Source organism: Actinocorallia aurantiaca, assembly GCF_039533685.1.
GTDB classification, from domain to species: Bacteria; Actinomycetota; Actinomycetes; order Streptosporangiales; family Streptosporangiaceae; genus Actinocorallia; species Actinocorallia aurantiaca.
In genome coordinates, this window is the sequence record NZ_BAAATZ010000002.1 from 82,881 (window position 1) to 101,997 (window position 19,117).

The 19,117-nt window shown below is 69.4% G+C and carries 22 protein-coding genes and 2 tRNA genes; 12 read left to right on the forward strand and 12 right to left on the reverse strand.

The window, feature by feature from the left end:
* Window positions 1-103: 103 nt before the first annotated feature.
* The 3 genes from ABD327_RS01110 to ABD327_RS01120 form a co-directional block, all read right to left on the reverse strand.
* Window positions 104-1,087 carry a hypothetical protein gene (locus ABD327_RS01110; protein ID WP_344448158.1) on the reverse strand — a complete coding sequence of 328 codons (984 nt, stop codon included), beginning with the start codon at window positions 1,085-1,087 and terminating at the stop codon, window positions 104-106.
* Entirely contained in the window at window positions 1,084-1,605 is a 522-nt protein-coding gene (locus ABD327_RS01115; RefSeq protein ID WP_344448159.1) for a SigE family RNA polymerase sigma factor, read from the reverse strand. Before ABD327_RS01115 ends, ABD327_RS01110 begins: the two co-directional genes overlap by 4 nt.
* A 313-nt stretch (window positions 1,606-1,918) precedes the next feature.
* Window positions 1,919-3,109 (reverse strand): FG-GAP repeat domain-containing protein, encoded by a 1,191-nt coding sequence (locus ABD327_RS01120; RefSeq protein WP_344448160.1) that lies wholly within the window; start codon window positions 3,107-3,109, stop codon window positions 1,919-1,921.
* A gap of 213 nt (window positions 3,110-3,322) precedes the next feature.
* On the opposite strand from ABD327_RS01120, the gene ABD327_RS01125 reads away from it, so the two are divergent.
* The gene (locus ABD327_RS01125) at window positions 3,323-4,126 is read left to right on the forward strand and encodes an SAM-dependent methyltransferase (protein ID WP_344448161.1); all 804 of its coding nucleotides are present in this window, start codon (window positions 3,323-3,325) and stop codon (window positions 4,124-4,126) included.
* Between the two features lie 102 nt (window positions 4,127-4,228).
* Here the strand turns inward: ABD327_RS01125 and ABD327_RS01130 are convergent.
* The 3 genes from ABD327_RS01130 to ABD327_RS01140 form a co-directional block, all read right to left on the reverse strand.
* Window positions 4,229-4,317 (reverse strand) — tRNA-Ser (locus ABD327_RS01130).
* A 55-nt stretch (window positions 4,318-4,372) separates the two neighbouring features.
* Entirely contained in the window at window positions 4,373-4,765 is a 393-nt protein-coding gene (locus tag ABD327_RS01135; protein ID WP_344448162.1) for a hypothetical protein, read from the reverse strand.
* Window positions 4,766-4,826: 61 nt separating this feature from the next.
* On the reverse strand, window positions 4,827-5,348 hold the full coding sequence (locus ABD327_RS01140; protein WP_344448163.1) for a SigE family RNA polymerase sigma factor: 522 nt from the start codon (window positions 5,346-5,348) through the stop codon (window positions 4,827-4,829).
* Window positions 5,349-5,613: 265 nt separating this feature from the next.
* Here ABD327_RS01140 and ABD327_RS01145 point away from each other — a divergent pair, with 265 nt between their 5' ends.
* Together ABD327_RS01145 and ABD327_RS01150 are read left to right on the forward strand one after the other, a co-directional pair.
* On the forward strand, window positions 5,614-6,531 hold the full coding sequence (locus ABD327_RS01145; protein ID WP_344448164.1) for a hypothetical protein: 918 nt from the start codon (window positions 5,614-5,616) through the stop codon (window positions 6,529-6,531).
* Window positions 6,531-7,304 (forward strand): MauE/DoxX family redox-associated membrane protein, encoded by a 774-nt coding sequence (locus ABD327_RS01150; protein WP_344448165.1) that lies wholly within the window; start codon window positions 6,531-6,533, stop codon window positions 7,302-7,304. The genes ABD327_RS01145 and ABD327_RS01150 overlap by 1 nt, the downstream gene beginning before the upstream one ends.
* A 220-nt stretch (window positions 7,305-7,524) precedes the next feature.
* Here the strand turns inward: ABD327_RS01150 and ABD327_RS01155 are convergent, their stop codons facing one another.
* A complete protein-coding gene (locus tag ABD327_RS01155) occupies window positions 7,525-8,718 on the reverse strand; it encodes an ATP-binding protein (RefSeq protein ID WP_344448166.1) in 1,194 nt (397 codons plus the stop codon).
* Between the two features lie 204 nt (window positions 8,719-8,922).
* Between ABD327_RS01155 and ABD327_RS01160 the strand changes: the two genes are divergently transcribed.
* Entirely contained in the window at window positions 8,923-9,375 is a 453-nt protein-coding gene (locus ABD327_RS01160) for a MarR family winged helix-turn-helix transcriptional regulator (protein WP_344448167.1), read from the forward strand.
* A gap of 14 nt (window positions 9,376-9,389) precedes the next feature.
* On the opposite strand, the gene ABD327_RS01165 is transcribed toward ABD327_RS01160, so the two are convergent.
* Entirely contained in the window at window positions 9,390-9,776 is a 387-nt protein-coding gene (locus ABD327_RS01165) for a hypothetical protein (RefSeq protein WP_344448168.1), read from the reverse strand.
* A 286-nt stretch (window positions 9,777-10,062) separates the two neighbouring features.
* Between ABD327_RS01165 and ABD327_RS01170 the strand changes: the two genes are divergently transcribed.
* The 4 genes from ABD327_RS01170 to ABD327_RS01185 all read left to right on the forward strand — a co-directional run bounded on the left by ABD327_RS01170 (window position 10,063) and on the right by ABD327_RS01185 (window position 11,817).
* Window positions 10,063-10,530: a M15 family metallopeptidase gene (locus tag ABD327_RS01170; protein WP_344448169.1), complete on the forward strand. Its 468-nt coding sequence runs from the start codon at window positions 10,063-10,065 to the stop codon at window positions 10,528-10,530.
* Between the two features lie 275 nt (window positions 10,531-10,805).
* Window positions 10,806-11,051 carry an RNA polymerase subunit sigma-70 gene (locus ABD327_RS01175; RefSeq protein WP_344448170.1) on the forward strand — a complete coding sequence of 82 codons (246 nt, stop codon included), beginning with the start codon at window positions 10,806-10,808 and terminating at the stop codon, window positions 11,049-11,051.
* A gap of 1 nt (window position 11,052) precedes the next feature.
* Window positions 11,053-11,583, forward strand: a complete 531-nt coding sequence (locus ABD327_RS01180; protein WP_344448171.1) for a Clp protease N-terminal domain-containing protein — start codon at window positions 11,053-11,055, stop codon at window positions 11,581-11,583.
* A gap of 48 nt (window positions 11,584-11,631) precedes the next feature.
* A complete protein-coding gene (locus tag ABD327_RS01185) occupies window positions 11,632-11,817 on the forward strand; it encodes a hypothetical protein (RefSeq protein WP_344448172.1) in 186 nt (61 codons plus the stop codon).
* A 1-nt stretch (window position 11,818) separates the two neighbouring features.
* Here the strand turns inward: ABD327_RS01185 and ABD327_RS01190 are convergent.
* Window positions 11,819-11,905: transfer RNA gene (locus ABD327_RS01190), tRNA-Ser, on the reverse strand.
* A 63-nt stretch (window positions 11,906-11,968) separates the two neighbouring features.
* Between ABD327_RS01190 and ABD327_RS01195 the strand changes: the two genes are divergently transcribed.
* Both ABD327_RS01195 and ABD327_RS01200 read left to right on the forward strand, forming a co-directional pair.
* On the forward strand, window positions 11,969-12,934 hold the full coding sequence (locus tag ABD327_RS01195) for an NAD(P)H-quinone oxidoreductase (protein WP_344448173.1): 966 nt from the start codon (window positions 11,969-11,971) through the stop codon (window positions 12,932-12,934).
* Entirely contained in the window at window positions 12,931-13,455 is a 525-nt protein-coding gene (locus tag ABD327_RS01200; RefSeq protein ID WP_344448174.1) for a bacterial proteasome activator family protein, read from the forward strand. The genes ABD327_RS01195 and ABD327_RS01200 overlap by 4 nt, the downstream gene beginning before the upstream one ends.
* A gap of 59 nt (window positions 13,456-13,514) precedes the next feature.
* Here the strand turns inward: ABD327_RS01200 and ABD327_RS01205 are convergent, their stop codons facing one another.
* Window positions 13,515-14,351, reverse strand: coding sequence for a tyrosine-protein phosphatase (locus tag ABD327_RS01205; protein WP_344448175.1), 837 nt, complete (start codon window positions 14,349-14,351; stop codon window positions 13,515-13,517).
* A gap of 76 nt (window positions 14,352-14,427) precedes the next feature.
* Here ABD327_RS01205 and ABD327_RS01210 point away from each other — a divergent pair, with 76 nt between their 5' ends.
* Window positions 14,428-15,231 (forward strand): HAD family hydrolase, encoded by an 804-nt coding sequence (locus ABD327_RS01210; protein ID WP_344448176.1) that lies wholly within the window; start codon window positions 14,428-14,430, stop codon window positions 15,229-15,231.
* A gap of 146 nt (window positions 15,232-15,377) precedes the next feature.
* Window positions 15,378-15,830, forward strand: a complete 453-nt coding sequence (locus ABD327_RS01215) for a DNA-binding protein (RefSeq protein WP_344448177.1) — start codon at window positions 15,378-15,380, stop codon at window positions 15,828-15,830.
* Window positions 15,831-16,576: 746 nt separating this feature from the next.
* On the opposite strand, the gene serS is transcribed toward ABD327_RS01215, so the two are convergent.
* Both serS and ABD327_RS01225 read right to left on the reverse strand, forming a co-directional pair.
* On the reverse strand, window positions 16,577-17,836 hold the full coding sequence (serS, locus tag ABD327_RS01220) for a serine--tRNA ligase (RefSeq protein ID WP_344448178.1): 1,260 nt from the start codon (window positions 17,834-17,836) through the stop codon (window positions 16,577-16,579).
* A 166-nt stretch (window positions 17,837-18,002) separates the two neighbouring features.
* On the reverse strand, window positions 18,003-18,989 hold the full coding sequence (locus tag ABD327_RS01225) for a hypothetical protein (protein WP_344448179.1): 987 nt from the start codon (window positions 18,987-18,989) through the stop codon (window positions 18,003-18,005).
* Between the last annotated feature and the right edge of the window lie 128 nt (window positions 18,990-19,117).

Genomic DNA, 19,117 nt, shown 5'->3' on the forward strand with positions numbered 1-19,117 from the left:
GGCGCCTCCACTGGAGGCCGGTGAGCCCAGACGACCTGCTCCCCCTGCCCGCCGCGGCCTCGGAGGCCGCCGGGTCCGCGGCTGCCTCCGAGGGGGGTGTTCTCTAATAGATCGGGATGCCGTAGGCGGTTCCGGCGGGGAGGGACCTGCCGCTGAGGAGCTTGTGCAGGGACTGTTCGGTGTAGAGGTGGGGGGTGTCGGGGGGGGAGAGCTTCACGGGGGTGCCGTGGGCGCTGAAGGTGATCTTGCGGTTGACGGAGTGGTCGCCCTTGGCGTCGGGGTAGGACAGGGTCACGTCGAGCGCACGGATGTCACCCTTGGAGTCGATGTCGACGGTGCCGCTGCTCGACTCGCGGCCGAACCACTTCTTGACCGCCGGGGTGGTGAAGGAGTAGCGCTCACCCGTCCATCCCGGGCCGCTGACGGGGCCCTCCTCCTTGATCCGGTCCGCTTTCCGGATGGCCTTCAGCTCGCCCTGCGGGTCCTGGGCGAAGGACCGGGTCGAGGAGCCGAGACCCCAGGTGACGTGGTCCATCGGCAGCTTCAGCCAGGCGTTCTCGCCGAGGGGCACCATGACGGGCTTCCAGCCCTTCGGCACCTTCGGGAAGTTCCCGTCCTTGCCGGGGCGCGGCATGTTCTTGGAGCTCTGCATGGACTCGGGCAGCTTCTGGTACCCGGTGTCCCCGATCATGATGATCCGGCCGCCTTCCGGTGCTTCGAGGTGACCCGACTCGCTACCGGGGTCGAAGTCTCCCTTCAGCGGGAACGGGTCGCCGCCGGGAGAGGCCTGGGTGACCATCTCGACGTGGTAGGGCTTGCCCTCGTTGCGGGCGACGGCCTCCAGGACCGTCGCCTGGGCGCTCTGCGGCGTCCAGACCACGCTCAATGCGACGGCGGCGCCCGCGGCGACCGCCCCCGCGGTCAGGACGGCGAGGGCGCTGCGGCGTCGGACCGGACGCCGGCGGGTGGCGAGGTCCAGGCCGTCCAGCAGGTCGATGTTCGGGGGCCGGTCCTCGCCGGCGACGGTGAGCAGGTGCTTGAGCTCGGCCATGCCGTACTCCTCGTTCTCGTCAGGAGACACTGTCACCGCTCCACACCTCCGCTTTCCGTTCCTTCGTTGACAGCGACCAGCAGATCTTTCGGAAGCGACGCGCGCAGCGCCGCCAGCCCCCGGTGGGCGTGCGTCTTCACCGAGCCGACCGAGATCCGCATCAGCTCGGCCGTCTGCGCCTCCGACAGGTCCTCGAAGTAGCGCAGCACGAGCGCCGTCCGCTGGCGGGGCGGAAGCGACCGCAGCGCCTGCCTGACCACTTCGGCGACCGCGTGCCGGTCCGCGGCGTCGTCCTCCGGCCCGCGGTCGGGTATCTCGGCCAGCGGGGTCTCCCGCCGCCAGCGCGCCCGCCACCAGCTCCGCCGCGTGTTGACCATGATCCGGCGCAGGTAGGCGTCCGGCTCTGTCTCGGTGTCCAGCCGGTCCCACACCCGGTACAGCTCCGTCAGCGCGGCCTGGGTCAGGTCCTGCGCCGTCTGCCAGTCACCGGTGAGCAGCACCGCGGTGCGCAGATGCCGGTCCCCCCGGCGCCGCACGAAGTCGACGAAGTCCACGCACTCTCCTTCAGGCGGGTCCCCGACCGGGAACCAGTGCCCGCAGACACGCGGCGAACCCCACCGAAGGTTGACGTCAATCCGCACCCGCATGGCACTGATGGACGTCCGAAGAAGAACTCGGACCATCGCGGACTGCGACCAGGCGGTCGGCTGCGAGACGGTCTCCGCACCCATCCGTCCTCACGTCGGGGCCGCTGTGCCGTCTCCGGATTTTCGCGGACCACCTGAGTGGTCGGATGGTCTGCGCCCGGCACCCGCTCGCGGTCGGCCAAGGTCGCCCCGGAGAACGTGCCCGCACCGATCTCAAGGACTAGGGGCGGGCGGTTCCCCAACCGAGGAAGCCGGAGAGGGGCACCGGGAGTCTTTGGGCGGTCTTGGGGCGGGTGACGGGCACGACCCAGAGGTTCGGGGCGGAGCTGTCCGGGATGAGGAGCTCCTTGGCGGCGCCGCCGACCGGGTTCTGGACCACCATGTCCTGCGCGTCGATCCCCTTCGCGCCGAACGCGGAGGTCTTGATGGTCTTGACGTGGTCGGTGTCGAGGCCGGTGCGGGTGCCGCGGATCACGCGGAGGGTCCGGGAGCCGGGCGCGACGACCACGTCGGCGCGGCCGTCGCCGGTGACGTCGCCGACGGTCAGCGACCCCTTGAAGGGGATCGGCGCGAGCGGCAGGCCGAAGTTCCGACCGGTGCCGAGGCGCACGTCGAGATGGCCACGGCCCGGACCGGTCAGCCGGACGGCGACCAGGTCGGCACGGCCGTCGCCGGTGATGTCGGCGACGTGGACCGGGCCCTCGCCGTCCTGGAACGCGTCGGAGGTCCAGGACCGGGACGGATCCGGCCAGTACCCCTTCTTGCTCCGGAAGGTCATGGCCCGGGAGCCGACGGCCACCAGTTCGGGGAGCTTGTCGCCGCTCACGTCACCCGCGGCAAGGCGCCCCGTCACGCCCTTGAGGATCTTGTAGCGGTCGGAGGACAGGCCCTTGGCGCCCCCCTTGAAGACCATGACCCCCATCGGGACCCGGACGGCCACGTCGGAGTAGCCGTCACCGTTGAAGTCGGCGGCGACGGGGGCGACGCGCTCGGCCGCGCCCCAGGGCAGCAGGGTCCGGGCCGTCCTGCCCAGGCCCTTGCGCGAGCCCGAGTAGACGACCAGGCCGCCCTGGACGTCGCCCGGCACGGGCTCCCGCTCGAGCAGGCCGGCCAGGTCCGCGTAGCCGTCACCGTCGAAGTCGCCGGTCGCCAGGCCGGTGAAGTGACCCGTCGTCTTCGGCCGCCGGATGACGGCGGGCTTGCGCGAGACCTTCTTGGCGCCGCCGGAGTACACGAGGATCGCGGACTTCTGCCCCTTGGCCCGCTTGAGGGTCACCGCGATGTCGCGGCGCCCGTCGCCGTCGTAGTCGCCGGGCCTCGCGGGGTGCGGGCGGGCCTGCGCGGCGGAGCCGGGGATCAGCGCCGCCGCGAGAGCCAGGGCGGCGAGCGAGGGAAGGACGACGGTCTTCACGGCGGCGGCCTTTCGATCACAAGTGTTGCAAGTGAGATGCCGCCGAAAACCGAAAGGTTCGCCGATGGGCGCGATCCCGCGCGTAGCGAGGAGCACTCGCCGAGCCCTCGGCCTGCTCCTGCGCCTGTTTCACCTTCTCGAGCACATCAGCCAGTAGAGTCGGGAAACCCTTAGACGATCATGCTCCTTTCTCCCCGATCACAAGGAGACGCCATGGGCGATGGTGCCGATTCCCCCTCCATCAACACCTCTGTCCCGCACCCGGCGAGGATCTACAACGTGTTCCTCGGCGGCAAGGACAACTTCGCCGCCGACCGCCAGATCGCCGAGCAGACGCTCGCCCTCTTCCCCGACATCCCGGTCATGGCCCGGCAGAACCGGGAGTTCCTCCACCGGGTCGTGCGGTACATGGTGGAGGAGGCGGGCATCGACCAGTTCCTGGACATCGGCTCGGGGCTCCCGGCCGAAGGGAACGTCCACGAGATCGCCCAGGAGCTCGACCCCGAGGCGAAGGTCCTCTACATCGACAACGACCCGCTCGTCCTGGTGCACGGCCAGGCGCTGCTGGCGGAGAACGGCAACACCAAGGTGGTCACCGCGGACCTGCGCCAGGTGGACGAGCTGCTGGCCGCGGTCGAGGAGAGCGGGTTGCTGGACCTCTCCCGCCCGGTGGGGCTGATGCTCGTCGCGGTACTGCACTTCATCTCCGACGAGGAGGACGTCGAGGGCCTCCTGCGCTCCTACCTGGCGCGCCTGGCCCCGGGCTCGGCCATGGCGATCTCGCACATCTCCCCCGGCGGCGCCGACTCCGAGCGGCTGGACCAGGCGGTCGACATCTACTCCGCCGCCACCCCGCCCGGAGTGCACCTGCGCACCGCCGAGCAGGTGACCCGGCTGTTCGACGGCACGACCCTGCTACCCCCGGGCGTCGTCCCCATCGCCGACTGGCACCCCCGGCCCGGCGACGACACCCGCCCGACCGCCGCCACCGGCCTGGGCGGAGTGGGCCTGCTCTGACCGCGTTCTCCGCTGTGACGCGGTGATCGTGAAGGGTCCGAAGACCCTGAAAAAACGGTCAGGCCCGCTGCACGAGATCCGTGCAGCGGGCCTGACCGGCGGCGGAGGTGGCGAGATTTGAACTCGCGATGGGCGTGAACCCAAACCGCATTAGCAGTGCGGCGCCATAGACCGTACTAGGCGACACCTCCAAGGCCCTGTGGGCCAGTGCAAGGGTACCGGTAGTCCGGGGGTGCGGCAAAGCGGTTAGTCGACCGGGCCGCAGTGCTTCGCGAAAGAGCCGGCGGCGGTGGCGAGTTCGCCGCTGGCCTCGAGGACTTCAGGGCCGCCGATGGGGTCGGTGGAGGTCTGGGCTTTGGCGAGCTCGTCCAGGGCGTCGGCGACCTGGAGGCCGGTGGACTTGACGTTGGCGTCGGCGGAGTCGTTGGCGGTCTTGCGGATCTTGGTGGCCGCGTCGGAGTAGACCTTGAGGAAGTTCTCGGCGCCCGCGCCGTTCTCCTCGGCCTGGACGGTGCCGATGGCGTTGATCGCGGCCTTCATCTGGTCGCAGCTGGTCTTCTTGTCGACACCGCTGTCGCCCCCGCAGGCCGTGGCCGTGGAGAGCAGGGCCAGGGCCAGGAGAACAGAACGTAGACGCATGGGGGGACTCCAAGAGAGGGGGAGGTCTCCGTCAAGTGCCCCGACCCTAGTGGGCAGGTGGTCATGGGGGGTACCCCCGGGGTGAAGGGAAGTCGCGGCCGAGGTCGGTGTCGCCCCGGAGCCTGGCCACGGCCCGCGAGACCGTCGACTTCACGGTCCCGACGCTGACGCCGAGCCGTTCGGCGATCTCGGCCTCGGAGAGGTCCTCGTAGTAGCGGAGCACGAGCGTCGCCCGCTGGCGGTCGGGGAGCCGGCGCAGGGCGCGGTACAGGGAGTCCCGCAGTTCGCTGCGGCGGGTGCAGTCCTCGACGGGCCGGTCGGGCGGCTCGGCCGCGGGGTAGACCTCCAGCCTGCGGCGGCGCCACCAGGAGATCTGGGTGTTGACCATGGCGCGGCGGACGTACCCGTCGAGGGCGGCGCGGTCGTGGATGCGGTCCCACGCCAGATAGGTCTTGACGAGAGCGGTCTGCAGCAGGTCCTCGGCCTCCGCGGCGTCCGCCGTGAGCCTTCTGGCGGTGCGCAGAAGGGCGGGGCCTCGTCGGATCACATACTCGGCGAACTCCTTATGTACCGGATTTTCCATTTAATCCCCGCCTTTGGGAGCCGGCTCTGAGCCGTACCCTGACATGGAGATCGCCATTACGGCTTCCGGTAATCCTCAATTTCGGGTCAACCAAGTGTGAAGAAACTATACTCGGGAGTGAAAAACCACTCCAGAGAACCGCGAGTTATGGACAAATTGGTCGACAATTGGCCTTCGGCGGGTAACTGTTGACAACAACATGTGGGAGACGCTTGACAGCAGGCAGAGAGGGGTGTCAATGCGCCGACGCCGGAGATTGAGATCCATGGTGCTGGGGAGCCCCGAGCGGCTCCTCGCCCCCGGCGAGCCCCCGCTGCGCGCGGCCGAGGGGCGGATCGTCGACGCCAGCCCGCACCTGATCGTCCTGTGGGCCCCCGGGCCCGCGACCCCCGACGGCGCCCCCGCCCACCGCGAGTACCGGCTCCCCATGTCGGAGAAGACCTCCGTCTGGCACGGCGGGAGGTCCGGCCCCGAGGCGCTGCAGCCGGGCCGGGACGCCGTCGTCCGCCCCACGGGGGACGGCCTCGCCGCCGACCGGATCTGGGTCGACATCCTCCGGATCAACGGGACGATCCTCTCCACCGGCCAGAGGCGCGAACGCCGCGGCACCGTCCACCTGGTCGAGGTGGACCAGGGCCCGCACCGGCCCCGCGTGCAGGTCTCCATCCCGCCGGAGAGCCTCGGCAAGATCCTGGTGCGGCATCCGCTCATGCTCCCCGGCCAGCTCTTCGACGTGATCGCCAGGCGGACCGGCGAGGGACCGGTGGCGGTCCGGCCGAGCACCGCGCAGTCCGCTCCGATGACCGTGGCCCCGCCGGGCCCCGAAGGCGGCATGCTGCGGGGCACCGCCACCTGGTACTCCGGCTCCGGACGCGGCGCCGCCTACCCCAGGCTCGACCCGCTGGGGGACTCCGGAGGATGCCCCGAGGCCGCCGAGCCCTGCGCGCAGCTCCCCTACCTGTCGCTCGGCAGCACCCTGGAGGTGCGCAACGACTGCACCGGCCGCGGCGCGGACCTCGACGTGGTCGAGTGCGGCTGCAACGCCGCGCTGTTCTGCGACCGGTGCGTGGAGTGCGGGACCTCCCCCCGCGGCCGCCTGGTGGAGCTCACCAAGACCAGCTTCGTCGAGCTCGGCGGCGACCTGGACGCCGGCTGCTTCAACGTGACCCTGGCGGTGAACTGATGGCGCACGTCCTCATCGAGACCCAGCTCCTGGTCATCACCTTCATGTTCGCGCTGGCCGTCCTGGGCAAGCTGCACGCGCCCAAGGACAAGGTCCGGATCCTCTACATCCTCATCGAGGGCGCCGTGTGCGTCCTGCTCCTGGTGTCGGTGCACCTGCTGGTGCGGCTAGCGACCGTCATGCTGATGATCTCGGCGACCTGGGTGCTGGGCGAGATGCGCGTCCTCCGCCCGGGGCAGGGCTGCGGCTGCTTCGGAGTGCTCAGCTCCAGCCCGATCACCCGGATGACGGTCCTGCGCACCGGGCTGCTGGCCCTGGTCGCGATCGCCGCCTTCCCCGCGCAGCGCACCGGCCTGGAGGTCGTGGCCGACCTGCCGGGCTGGCGCTCCCTGCTGTTCATGGCGGAGGTCGGGCTGATCGCGGCGATCTCCCCCGAGATCTCGATGGCGGTACGGCGGCAGCGCACCGCCTGCGAGCGCCGTTTCGTGCCGCTGCGCGAGACCCTCGCCGTCCTGTACGCCAGCGAACCCTGGGGCCGGCACGGGCTCTCCCGCAAGACCGAGCCCGTGGAGGTCTGGCGGGAGCTGTGCTGGCGGTTCTTCGTCTACCCCTCGGGGGACGGGCGCCGCGAGGTCGTCTTCGCGGTCTCGCTGGCCGACGGCCGGGTCCGCGCGGCCCTGGTGGACGGGGAGCCCTCCGCCATGTCCCCGGGGGGACCCGGCGCCGGCCCGGAGCTCCCCGTGGCCGCCGGGTCCGCGCCGGCCAGGCCGTGATCCAGCCGATCCGTCCCGAGATGGGGGCCGAGGCCTGCCGGGCATGGGAGAAGAAGCCCGGCCACCACACGTACTAACCCGGGCCATACGGCCGCGAAGAAGACGGGACCGGCTCGTCAGAAATCTCTAAGGGTTTCTAGGCATGACACTAGAAAGCCTTAGACAACACTCGTCACAACTCTCTACGGCTTTCTAGCCGTGAGCCTAGAGAGCTGGATATTCACGCAGGCTGTGCCCGCAGGAACTTCCCGAAGTGGGGAACGGTGAACGCCACCGTCCCGCGTTCGGCACTGAAGATCAGCCCTTTCTTGATCAGCCCGTCCCTGGCCGGGGACAGGCTGGACGGCTTGCGTCCCAGTTCGTCGGCCACGGACGCGGTGGAGACCGGCTCGTCCCCCAGCACGGCCATCGCCCGCATGTAGTCGCGCTCGGCGGGGGTGGCACGCTCGTAGCGGCTGCCGAAGAACCCGACCGCGAGCTCGCTCTCGGCCTCCGGCGCGGCGACCTTGATGTCGTGCTCGGTGATCGGCGAGGTGGGCGCCAGGTCCCAGACGACCTTGGCGTAGGCCTGGACGAAGTACGGGTAGCCGTCGGCCGCCTCGTACAGGGCGTCCAGCGCGCCGGGGGTGAAGGTGACCTCCTCCCGCTCGGCGGGGGCGAGCAGGGCGTGGTCGGCGGCCTCCCGGTCGAGCCTGTCGATCCTGGCGTACCGGAAGAGCCGCTCGGAGTAGGACTTGCTGGCGCTCAGCACCGCGGGGAGGTGCGGGAGCCCCGCCCCCACCACGATCAGCGGACCGCCCGTCTGGGACAGCTCATGGCAGGCGGCGCACAGCGCGGACACGTCGTCGGGCGGCACGTCCTGCATCTCGTCGACGAACAGGCCGATGCCGACGCCCAGGTCCGTGGCCACCGAGGCGGCGTCGACGAACAGCTCGGTCAGGTCGATCTCCAGGTCGCCGGAGTCGGCCCGGCCCCGTGCGGCGGGCACGTTGATGCCGGGCTGCCAGCGGTGCACCGAGGCCTTGGCCCGGCCGGAGGGCGGGGGTTCGGCCTGGGCGAAGGCCTTGAGCACTCCGAGGAACTCCTCGATGCGGTCGGGCGCGCGGTGGCGGGGCGCCAGTTCCCGGATCGCGGTGTGCAGGGCGGCGGCGACCGGGCGGCGGATCGACTGCTCCGGCCTGGCCTCGATCTTGCCGGTGCCCCACAGCCGCTGGATCGCCATGGAGCGGAAGGTGTTGAGCAGAACGGTCTTGCCGACCCCGCGCAACCCTGTGATGATCATGCTGCGTTCCGGACGGCCCCTGGCCACCCGCTCCAGCACGATCTCGAACTGCCGCAGCTCACGGTCGCGGCCGGCGAGCTCCGGCGGCCGCTGGCCCGCGCCGGGCGCGTAGGGATTGCGTACGGGGTCCACGATCTCGGACTCTATGAGGCCGTATAGCTGAGGCCTTAGATTTCCGTAGAAACACTTACGGCGTGTCGCCACAAGGGTCACAATTACCCCCAATCCACGCGCTCGAAGATGCGTTCGACCGCGCACCACGTTAGCGCACACATGTTCGAGCTGTCAGCCGCACGGGGCAAAACTTGGGAGGGTGAAATGGGTAGGCTCAGAGACATGGACGAACCCCGCTGGCTCGACGCTGCCGAGCAGGGGCACTGGCGCGCCTACCTGGAGGGCAGCTCCCGGCTGTGGGAGCGGCTCGACCGTGACCTCAAGGCCGCGCACGGGCTGACCATGCCGGAGTACGAGATCCTCGTCCGGCTGTCGGAGGCCCCCGGGCGCCGGCTCCGCATGGCCGAACTCGCCGCCATGGCCTACCAGTCCCGCAGCCGCCTCTCCCACACCTGCTCCCGGCTGGAGAACAAGGGCCTGGTCCGGCGCGAGGCCTGCCCGGACGACAAACGGGGCATCAACGCCGTCCTCACCGACGAGGGCTTCGCCGTCCTGGAACAGGCCGCGAAGAGCCACGTGCAGACGGTGCGCGCCCACCTCATCGACCTGGTCTCCCCCGAGGAGCTCGAGGTCATCGGCAAGGCCTTCACCCGGATCGCCGCCCGGGCGGAGTGACGCCCGGACGGTGCTCAGCCCAGCCCGGTCGCGTACCCCAGGGACAGCAGGGTGAGGACGACCCAGCCGAGCATCATGCCGAACCCGTACAGGCGCCCCTTCCCGCCCACGCCCCACACCAGGAAGGCGCCGAAGCCGAAGGCCACCACGACCAGCACGATCGCCTGCACGCTCGCGCCGGATCCGCTGTTGCGCATCGGCGCCCACATGACGACGAGGTTGATCAGCGCGTAGACGAGGAACCCCGCCGCGCCGCGCAGCGCGTCCCCCCTGGACGGCGGGGCGCCGAGGAACTCCGGCCAGGTCAGGCCCAGCCCGTCCTCGGCCGGTCTGGCCGCGGGGACCTCCTGCATCTCGAACAGTTCGTCGGAGAGTGTCGGCCGTTCGTCCGGCTCGGTCATGGGCGATCCTGAGGTCATGGACGTTTCACGGGCTTTTTCGATAGTTGCTCTCGGGACGGCCCTCCTCGCGGGAACGGCCGCATGTGGCCAGGGCGAGGAGGGACCCGAGCCGACCGGGACCCGGACCCAGTCGGCGCCCCGGCCCTCCCCGACGGAGACGGGAACCCCTTCTCCCACGGGCCCTCCGAAGTTCGAGGCGGAGATCAGCAAGGTCACGGCGGAGCAGTTGCGCCATTCCTGGAGGAAGGGCTGCCCCGTTCCCCTGTCCGGACTCAGGATGATCACCATGCCCTACTGGGGATTCGACGAGAAGGCACACGAGGGAGGCAGACTGGTCATCAACGCCAAGGTAGCCCAAAAGATAGCCGGGGTCTTCGAAAAGCTTTACGAGGACCGCTATCCCATTCACAAGATGGTCCCGGTCGACGAGTTCAAGGGCGACGACTTCGACTCGATCGAGGCCAACAACACCTCGGCGTTCAACTGCCGCCAGGCCACCGGCTCGTCCAACTGGTCCCGGCACGCCTACGGCATGGCCGTGGACCTCAACCCGTGCCAGAACCCGTACGTCTCCACCAGCGGGACGATCGCGCACCCGAGCTGCAAGAAGTACTACAAGACCCGGAACGCCGAGGATCCCGGCGTCATCACGGCGGGCGACAACGTGGTGAAGGCGTTCGGGAGCATCGGCTGGAAGTGGGGCGGCTACTGGGCCGGCACCAAGGACTACCAGCACTTCTCCGACTCGCGCTGACAGCCGCCGGGGCTCTCACCGCCCTCCGGGCGCCGTGCCGTACGGCCGCAGCGGGGGCGCGGACACCACTGCGGCCGTACGGGGCTCTCAGGATGCTCGGGGACATGCCGTCTTGCGAGCATGCCGCGAAACGAGCGTCCGTCCCCTGAAGAACTACCTTCCCGAAGCCCGCCATGTGACCGGATTCCCAGAACTCGTCCTGGACCGGCCGGTTCTTCACACCGAATCCGTCAACCAGGGTTGACACGCCCGCCATGTCAACCTAAGTTGACGGCATGACGGATGGAGAACAACTCGCCCGCGAGGCGGGCAGCCGGGATCCGGCCGTGGGGCTGCGCGCGGTGCGCGCGCTCCGGGAGCTGGCCGACCGGCTGGAGACCCTTCAGGTCGGCAGCGCCCGGTCGCTGGGCTGGTCCTGGCAGGAGATCGCCGATGCCCTCGGCGTCAGCCGCCAGGCCGTGCACAAGAAGCACCGGCACGCCGAGCCGTCCCTCTTCACCAGGTTCGGAAAGGACACCTGAGATGTTCGAAAGGTTCACGAAAGACGCCAGGGCCGTGGTCGTCCAGGCCCAGGAGGAGGCCCGGGCCCTGCGGCACGACCGGGTCGGCGCCGGCCATCTCCTCCTCGCCCTGACGTCCGTGGAAGGCACCGCCTCCAGGGCGCTGACCGTCCACCTCCCAGGCTTCGACGGGCTGCGCGCCCGCGTCCGCACCGAGATCGACGGGCTCGACCCCGACGCCCTGGCCTCGATCGGCATCGACCTGACGGCCGTCAGGGAGGCCACCGAGGCGGCCTTCGGAGAGGGCGCCCTCGATGGCCGCAGGCCCAAGCGGGGGCACCTGCGCTTCACCCCCGAGGCCAAGAAGGCGCTGGAGCTCTCCTTGAGGGTGGCGCTCAAGAACGGCCACAGATTCATCTCCGACGGGCACATTCTGCTCGCGCTGCTCATGCTGACCAAGAGCGCGCCCGTACGCGCCCTGTCGAGCTCCGGAGCCGATCTGGACGCCCTGGCCGCCACCACCCTTGGTGAAATCACCACAGAGGCCGCTTAAGTCACGCGTCGCCACATAATTCTCGCGGTTTCGGATACTCTCCGGAATATGGCAGATAACGAACAGGATCCCGCCCGGGACACCCAGCAGTTCCGCCGGTTCGCTCAGCAGCAGGAAGGATCAGAGCCCGATCCGACAGAACGCACGGGCTTTCCCGCCGGCCTCCTCGTCGGAGTGCTCGCGGTCGTCGGCCTCATCGTGATCGCCGCGATCATCGCTCTGATCGCCTCCTGAGCGGAGGGTGTGGGATTCGAACCCACGGGACCCGTGAAGGCCCGGGCGCTTTCAAGGCGCCTGCACTCGTCCACTATGCGAACCCTCCAGTGCGCACACCACGATAGCGGGCGCGGCCCGATCCCGCGTCCGCTATCGATAGCGTGGGAACATGCGTGCGATCTCCATCCTCGAACCCGGCGGTCCCGAGGTGCTCTCCTGGCAGGAGGCGCCCGACCCCGTCCCGGGTCCCGGCGAAGTGCTCCTGGAGGTGGCGGCCGGCGCGGTGAACCGCGCCGACGTCCTCCAGCGGCTCGGCTTCTATCCCGCGCCCGAGGGCGCTCCGGAGCATCCGGGCCTGGAGGCCTCGGGAACGATCAGCGCGATCGGGCCCGGCGTGAGCGGCTGGTCGGTCGGCGACCAGGTGTGCGCCCTGCTCGGCGGAGGCGGCTACGCCGAGAAGGTCGCGGTGGCCCAGGAACTGCTGCTGCCCGTCCCCGCGGGCCTCTCGGTGATCGAGGCGGCGGCCCTGCCCGAAGTGGCCTGCACCGTCTGGTCGAACGTCTTCATGCTCGCCGGGCTCAAACCCGGCGAGCGCTTCCTGGTCCACGGCGGAGGCAGCGGGATCGGCACCATGGCCGTCCAGCTCGCCAAGCAGCACGGGGCGGAGACCGTCTGCACCGTCGGCACCGAGGAGAAGGCCCGCCGGTGCGTCGAGCTGGGCGCCGACCAGACGATCAACTACCGGACCGAGGACTTCGTCCAGGCCGGGGAGTTCGACGTCATCCTCGACAACATGGGCGCCAAGTACCTGGACCGCAACATCTCGGCCCTCGCCCCCGGCGGCAGGCTGGTCGTGATCGGGCTGCAGGGCGGCACCAAGGCCGAGCTGAACCTCGGCAAGCTGCTGAGCAAACGCGCCTCCGTGCACGCAACCTCCCTGCGCGCCCGCCCGTTGGAGGAGAGGGCGGCGATCGTCGCCTCCGTGCGTGAGAACGTATGGCCGCTGCTCGAGGCCGGCATCGTCCGGCCCGTGATCGACAGGGTGCTCCCCATGAGCCAGGCGGGAGAAGCCCACCAGGTCATGGAGAGCAGCGGGCATTTCGGCAAGATCCTGTTGAAGACTGGGGAGTCATGAGCGAACAGCAGCAGGAACCGCAGATGTTCATCGTCGGTCCCGGCGGAGGGGACCCGGCCTCCGGCCAGGCCGACGAGAACGGCGACGGCCCCCGTTCCCTCACCGACATGGTCGAGCAGCCGGCCAAGGTGATGCGGATCGGCAGCATGATCCGGCAACTGCTGGAAGAGGTGAAGGCGGCGCCACTGGACGAGGCGAGCCGGGCCCGGCTCCGGGAGATCCACACCTCCTCGATCAAGGAACTGGAGGACGGGCTCGCGCCCGAGCTGGTGGAGGAGCTGGAGCGGCTGTCCCTGCCGTTCGCCTCCGAGGTGCCCAGCGAATCCGAGCTGCGGATCGCCCAGGCCCAGCTCGTCGGCTGGCTGGAGGGCCTGTTCCACGGCATCCAGACCACCCTCTTCGCCCAGCAGATGGCGGCCCGCGCCCAGCTGGAGCAGATGCGCCGGGCCCTGCCCGCCGGTCTCCTCCCCGGCGGGCAGCAGAAGGACGAGGACCACCACTCCAACGGCCCCTACCTGTAGGCGTCCGGAGACGACGACGGCCGGGGCGCCTGCAGGCGCCCCGGCCGTCTTCCGTCCGGCTACTTGAGCAGGCGCTTGCGCAGCGCCTTCTTCTCGGCGGGCTTGATGCCCAAGCCCTTGCTGAGGAACTTGTCGAAGCCGCCGTAGCGCTTCTTGACCTCGTCGAACCAGGCGTTGAGGAACGACCGCTGGACGTACAGCGCCGGCTTCACCAGCCTCGGGTCGATGTCCTCCTTCTTCAGGTACTCGATGATCCCCTGGTTGTAGGCCTCGAGTTCCTGGTTGGAGCGAAGGTAGTCGCGGTAGACGGTGCCGCGGTCGACGCCGACGGCCATCAGCAGGATCGCCGACATCACGCCCGTCCGGTCCTTGCCGGAGGTGCAGTGGAAGAGCACCGGGTTCTTCGCCTTGGCCACGGCGCGGAACGTCCGGGCGAACTCCTTGCGGGCCTTCGGATCGGCGGCCATCCGCCGGTAGGCCTTGTGCATGGCGGTGATCGCCGGGTTGAGTGAGGGCGTGGCCAGGATCCCGGCCAGCTCGACGAACTCCACGGGGGACTTCTGCCGTCTCACGCCGCCGGGGAGCTTGTAGTTCCCCTCGTTCTGGATCTCGCTCCTGCTCCGGAAATCGACGACCAGGGAGACTTTCTTCTTCTTGAGCAGCGCCAGGCCCTCGGAGGTCGCCTCGGACAGGCTCCCCGAGCGGTAGACCCGCCCGTAACGCACGGTCTTGCCGTTCAGGCCCCGGTATCCGCCTAGATCACGAACGTTGTGGACACCCTGGACGTTGAGCACGCGGGGCGGTTCCGCGGGATGGGCCGACGCGGGGGCGGCGAGCAGGCCCGCGGCCAGAACAGAGGGAAGGACGGCGCGCAGCATCGGAACACCAGATCTCATGACGGGGTACCCTCACAGCACAGGAGGCGCTTTGGTCTCACAAATATGGTCGAATCCGGGCAGACTTAGGGTCGCTATGCCGAAACTCATCGCGACCGACCTCGACGGCACCTTGATCCGCACGGACGGAACGGTGTCAGAGCGTACCGTGGCCGCCGTGGCGCGGGCCGAAGAGGCCGGGATCCCCGTGGTCATGGTCACCGGCCGCCCTCCGCGCTGGATGCACGGCATCGCCCGGCAGCTCGGCCACCGGGGCCAGGCGATCTGCGCCAACGGCGCCGTGCTCTACGACCTGCACACCGAAGAGATCGTCAGCCGCCGGACGATCGACACCGAACTCCTCACCGAGACCATCGCCCTGCTGCGCGCCGAACTGCCCGAACTGCGCTTCGCCGTCGAGTACGGCGAGGGCTTCGTCTTCGAGTCCCGCTACCACCTCGGAAAATGGGACGCCTCGGCGCTCGGCGGCAGTCCGGTCGACGACGAGAAGGGGCTGCTCGACCGCCCCGCCACCAAGCTGCTGGCCCTCCACCCGCCCACCGACGTGGACGCGCTGTTCCAGGAGGCCCACCGCGTGGTCGGCGATCTGGTGACGATCACCCATTCCTCGGGACGGGCCCTGCTGGAGATCAGCGCGCCGGGCGTGACCAAGGCCAGCGCGCTGTCCGACTACTGCGCGGCCCGCTCGCTGACCCCCTCCGACGTCATCGCCTTCGGCGACATGCCCAACGACCTGCCCATGCTCACCTGGGCGGGCCGGGCCTACGCCATGGGCAACGCCCACCACCAGGTCCTCGCCGCGGTCCCCCTGCGCACCGAGACCAACGACCACGACGGAGTGGCACGGGTCCTGGAGTCCCTGCTCGACGACCCTTCCTGAACCAGACCCCGCTTAAGAGCGCCGCTCCCATGGGGCGGGGTCGTTCATCGTTCGTGTGGACCTCCCGCATGCCGACGCTCGTGAAGTAAACAAATTGTTTAAAACAATGAGTTGACAATGAGTCGTTCATTACACATTCTGGTCGCATGCCTTCGACTCCAGAGCAGCCCGTCGACCCCTTCGCACCCCTGCGTCCGGACCAGGCGCGAGCGCACCGCGAATACGCGTCGCTCCTGCGCATCACCGAGCGGCACGCGGCCACGGAGGAGCAGCGCCTACGGCAGGTCCACTCCTCGGTCCTCGGCCCGCACGAGGCCGTCAGGATCGTGGCCTTCCTGCTCAGCGGAGCGGTGCGGCCCGACGAGGGCGAGCCGGAAGTGGACCAGGCCGACGTCATCGCCGCCCTGAGCCTCGTCCCCCAGGCCCGTGCGCAGATGGACGACCTGGAAGCCGGGCTCGTCCAGATGGCGCGGGGCCGCGGCATGACCTGGCAGGAGATCGCCTTCGGTCTCGGGCTCGGCACCCCGCAGGCCGCCAGGCAGCGCCACGAGCGGCTGGCCGGACGGGCCGACGCCGGCTCGCGGGACGAGCGCCCCTGAGGCCTCGGGTTCTGCCGTGGGCGGAAACGAAAATCTGTAGCGACCGGGGTAGACATTCGGTTCCGGGATGGGTAGTGTTCCTGTCATCGAGAGAGAAGAAGTCCACGAAACGCGGCAGAGGACGAACTGCCCGGAATGATGGATCGCAGGACGGGTGACCGACCGGCGTGTCAGGCCTGAGTACTCGGAGGCCCCGATGCGGCGGGTTCGCCCGGGCGGCCGGATCGGTCGCCAGAGCAAGTGCGGTAACAGATGGCAAGTGGCAAGTGAAGTGCCCAGAGGTCGTGGGCGAGACGGATCGGATGGGCCGGGCCGGAGTGGTGCAAGGGGCTCGGTCCATGGATCCGGCGAAGTGAAGTTCGGCAGTACCCGCAACACCGGTAACAGGTTCGGAAGTGAAGTCGAGAAAGGGGTGTTGGCACCATCGGGATCGCCTGGTCGGTGGTTGATCCGCCGGTCGGGTGCCGTAGTTCCACAGATTGGTGGTGGTCCTCGGTCAAGTATTCGCGGTCCCCGCGCCCACGCCCGTTCCGGGTGGTGGCGCGGACAAGACAAGCCGGCTGTCACAGCCGGTAGATGGTGTTGAACTCTGGGAACGGGCCCCGGCGCACACGCGCCGGGGCCCCCGTCCGTTCCGGGCCGGGTTCCGTGGGTCCCGCTCCCTATGCACGAGGCCCGTCACATGTGTCATGTGACGGGCCTGATCTTTTCCGGCGGCCGTGCGTCGCCGGGTGCGGTGGCGGGGCTCAGCGGACGGGTTCGAGGACCTCTCGGCCGCCCAGGTACTTCCGGAGGGCCTCGGGGACCCGGACGGAGCCGTCGGCCTGCTGGTGGTTCTCCAGGATGGCGACGATCCAGCGGGTGGTGGCGAGGGTGCCGTTGAGGGTGGCGACGGGCTGGGGCCTGCCGTCGGCGTCCCGGTGGCGGATGGCCAGGCGGCGGGCCTGGAAGGTCGTGCAGTTGGAGGTGCTGGTGACCTCGCGGTAGGCGTTCTGGGTGGGGACCCAGGCCTCGCAGTCGTACTTGCGGGCGGCGCTGGTGCCCAGATCGCCGGCGGCCACGTCGATGACGCGGTAGGGGAGCTCGACCTTCGCCAGCATCTCGCGCTCCCAGGCCAGGAGGCGGAGGTGCTCGGCGTGGGCGTCCGCCGGATCGACGTAGGTGAACATCTCCACCTTCTCGAACTGGTGGACGCGGATGATGCCGCGGGTGTCCTTGCCGTAGGAGCCCGCCTCGCGGCGGAAGCAGCTCGACCAGCCCGCGTAGCGCTTCGGCAGGTCGGGGATGATCTCGTTCATGTGGTAGCCGGCCAGGGCGACCTCGGAGGTGCCCACCAGGTACATGTCGTCGGCGGGGAGGTGGTAGACCTCGGCGGAGTGGTTGCCGAGGAATCCGGTGCCCTCCATCGTCTCGGGCTTGACCAGCACCGGAACGTACATCGGGGTGAAACCGGCCTCGACGGCCTGCTCCATGGCCAGGTTGAGCAGGGCCAGCTGGAGCTGCATGCCCACGCCGGTGAGGTAGTAGAAGCGCGAACCGGAGACCTTGGCGCCGCGCTCCATGTCGATGGCGCCGAGCTTCTCGCCGAGTTCCAGGTGGTCGCGGGGCTCGAAGTCGAACTCCGGGATCCGGCCGACCTCCTCCAGGACGACGAAGTCCTCCTCGCCGCCGGGAGGGGCGCCCTCCTCCACCAGGTTGGGGACGGCGCGCAGGGTGGCGTCGAGCTCCACGGCGAGCGCGTCGGCCTCGGCCTCGGCCTCCTTGACCTGCTGGGACAGCTCCTTGGCCTTGGCCAGCAGCGCCTGCTTCTCCTCGCCCTGGGCTCGGGAGACGAGCTTGCCGGAGCTCTTCTGCTCCGCGCGCAGCTGCTCGAACCTGGTCAGCGCGGCGCGCCGCCGCTCGTCCAGGTCGAGCAGGACGTCGACGACGGCCACGTCCTCGCCCCGGGAGCGCTGGGAGGCGCGCAGCCGGTCGGGATCTTCTCGAAGCGCTCGCAGGTCAATCACAGAACCGAGGTTATCGTTCCCGGCGGCCTCGTCGCCGCCCGATATCCACAGGGCCGGGTCCGGAAGGCGCTCCGGAAAAGGTGGAAGGCCGCCTCCCGCGCCGGAGACGGCCTTCCTGATTCAATACTTTGACGGCTTTAAGCCCTCAAAGGTTGGCATGTTCTGCTCAGCGCACGTTCACGTACTTGGAACCGCTGCTGTCGCTGAAGTTGGCGCCGTTGCCCTTGTAGACGGCCTTCCAGTGGCCGTCCCGCTTGGCGGTGAAGCGCTTGCTGAACTTGCCGCCGCCCGAGACCGAGACCCAGCCCTGGAAGCGCCACTTCTTGGAGCCCTTGGCCCGGTGGTAGACCGCGACCTTGACGCCGCCGAACGACGCCCAGGAGCCGTCCACCTTGTGCTTGAGCGTGCCGTAGACCTTGACCTTGCCCTTGTACTTCACGTTCTTGGGCGTGACGGAGACGGCGACGCTGGTCTTGTAGCGGGAGTCGACCCAGATGTTGCGCTCGGTCTGCAGCCAGCCGTCCGCGACGGCGTTGGGCTTGAGGACGACCTTCCAGGTGCCGTCCTGGCCGACGATCGGGGTGAAGCGGAAGCGTCCGTTGCCGTCGCTGTTCGTCGAGGAGACGTAGGACCAGTTGTTCCCGTCGCCGGAGTACAGCAGGTCCAGGCCCGCGCCGGCGAGCTTCTCGTTCCCGCCGACGGCGATCCGGTTGGTCCGGCCGGTGATGTTCAGCGGCTTGTTCTGCTCGATCGGCCGCGGCGAGGCGCTGAACTTGTCGATGAACGTCCGGTACTGCAGCGCGTAGTAGGCGGTGGACGCGGCGGACTCGTCGTAAGAGCCCGCGCCCAGGAACTCGGCGGTGAACGCGCCGCTCTTGGGGACCAGGAACTCCGCGATGTACAGGCCGTCGGAGTTGGTGGTGACGATCTTCCGCTTGCCCGACACGTTGAGCAGGACGCTCTGCCCCTTGAGGGCGGCCCCGCTGGAGCGGGTCAGCTTCCCGCTGACGGTGACCTCGTCACCGATGTAGCCGGGGGCGTGGTCGGTCTTGATGGTGACCTTGGTGGCGACCGCGGCCTGAGCGGGGGAGGCGTAGGCGAGGCTGCCCGCCACCAGGATCAGGCCGGTGGCGACGCCGGTGAATCTCCGCAACGGATCCTCCGTGAGGGGAGTACGGGTGCGCGCCCGGGATGGGACACATCTGACAGATGTCGCGTGATCACCGTTTATACCAGGATTCTCAAAATTTCCTAGGAACCCATGCAACCTTTCAAGGCCCT

Bases quoted from the DNA above. Each gene is read 5' to 3' on its own strand.
- ABD327_RS01195 (WP_344448173.1), top strand. From the start codon at position 11,969: ATGCGTGCGATCTCCATCCTCGAACCCGGCGGTCCCGAGGTGCTCTCC.
- ABD327_RS01170 (WP_344448169.1), top strand. From the start codon at position 10,063: ATGCCCTACTGGGGATTCGACGAGAAGGCACACGAGGGAGGCAGACTG.
- ABD327_RS01160 (WP_344448167.1), top strand. From the start codon at position 8,923: ATGGACGAACCCCGCTGGCTCGACGCTGCCGAGCAGGGGCACTGGCGC.
- ABD327_RS01165 (WP_344448168.1), bottom strand. From the start codon at position 9,776: ATGACCGAGCCGGACGAACGGCCGACACTCTCCGACGAACTGTTCGAG.
- ABD327_RS01200 (WP_344448174.1), top strand. From the start codon at position 12,931: ATGAGCGAACAGCAGCAGGAACCGCAGATGTTCATCGTCGGTCCCGGC.
- ABD327_RS01135 (WP_344448162.1), bottom strand. From the start codon at position 4,765: ATGCGTCTACGTTCTGTTCTCCTGGCCCTGGCCCTGCTCTCCACGGCC.
- ABD327_RS01215 (WP_344448177.1), top strand. From the start codon at position 15,378: ATGCCTTCGACTCCAGAGCAGCCCGTCGACCCCTTCGCACCCCTGCGT.
- ABD327_RS01185 (WP_344448172.1), top strand. From the start codon at position 11,632: ATGGCAGATAACGAACAGGATCCCGCCCGGGACACCCAGCAGTTCCGC.
- ABD327_RS01180 (WP_344448171.1), top strand. From the start codon at position 11,053: ATGTTCGAAAGGTTCACGAAAGACGCCAGGGCCGTGGTCGTCCAGGCC.
- ABD327_RS01205 (WP_344448175.1), bottom strand. From the start codon at position 14,351: ATGAGATCTGGTGTTCCGATGCTGCGCGCCGTCCTTCCCTCTGTTCTG.
- ABD327_RS01125 (WP_344448161.1), top strand. From the start codon at position 3,323: ATGGGCGATGGTGCCGATTCCCCCTCCATCAACACCTCTGTCCCGCAC.
- ABD327_RS01150 (WP_344448165.1), top strand. From the start codon at position 6,531: ATGGCGCACGTCCTCATCGAGACCCAGCTCCTGGTCATCACCTTCATG.
- ABD327_RS01145 (WP_344448164.1), top strand. From the start codon at position 5,614: ATGGTGCTGGGGAGCCCCGAGCGGCTCCTCGCCCCCGGCGAGCCCCCG.
- ABD327_RS01175 (WP_344448170.1), top strand. From the start codon at position 10,806: ATGACGGATGGAGAACAACTCGCCCGCGAGGCGGGCAGCCGGGATCCG.
- ABD327_RS01140 (WP_344448163.1), bottom strand. From the start codon at position 5,348: ATGGAAAATCCGGTACATAAGGAGTTCGCCGAGTATGTGATCCGACGA.
- ABD327_RS01210 (WP_344448176.1), top strand. From the start codon at position 14,428: ATGCCGAAACTCATCGCGACCGACCTCGACGGCACCTTGATCCGCACG.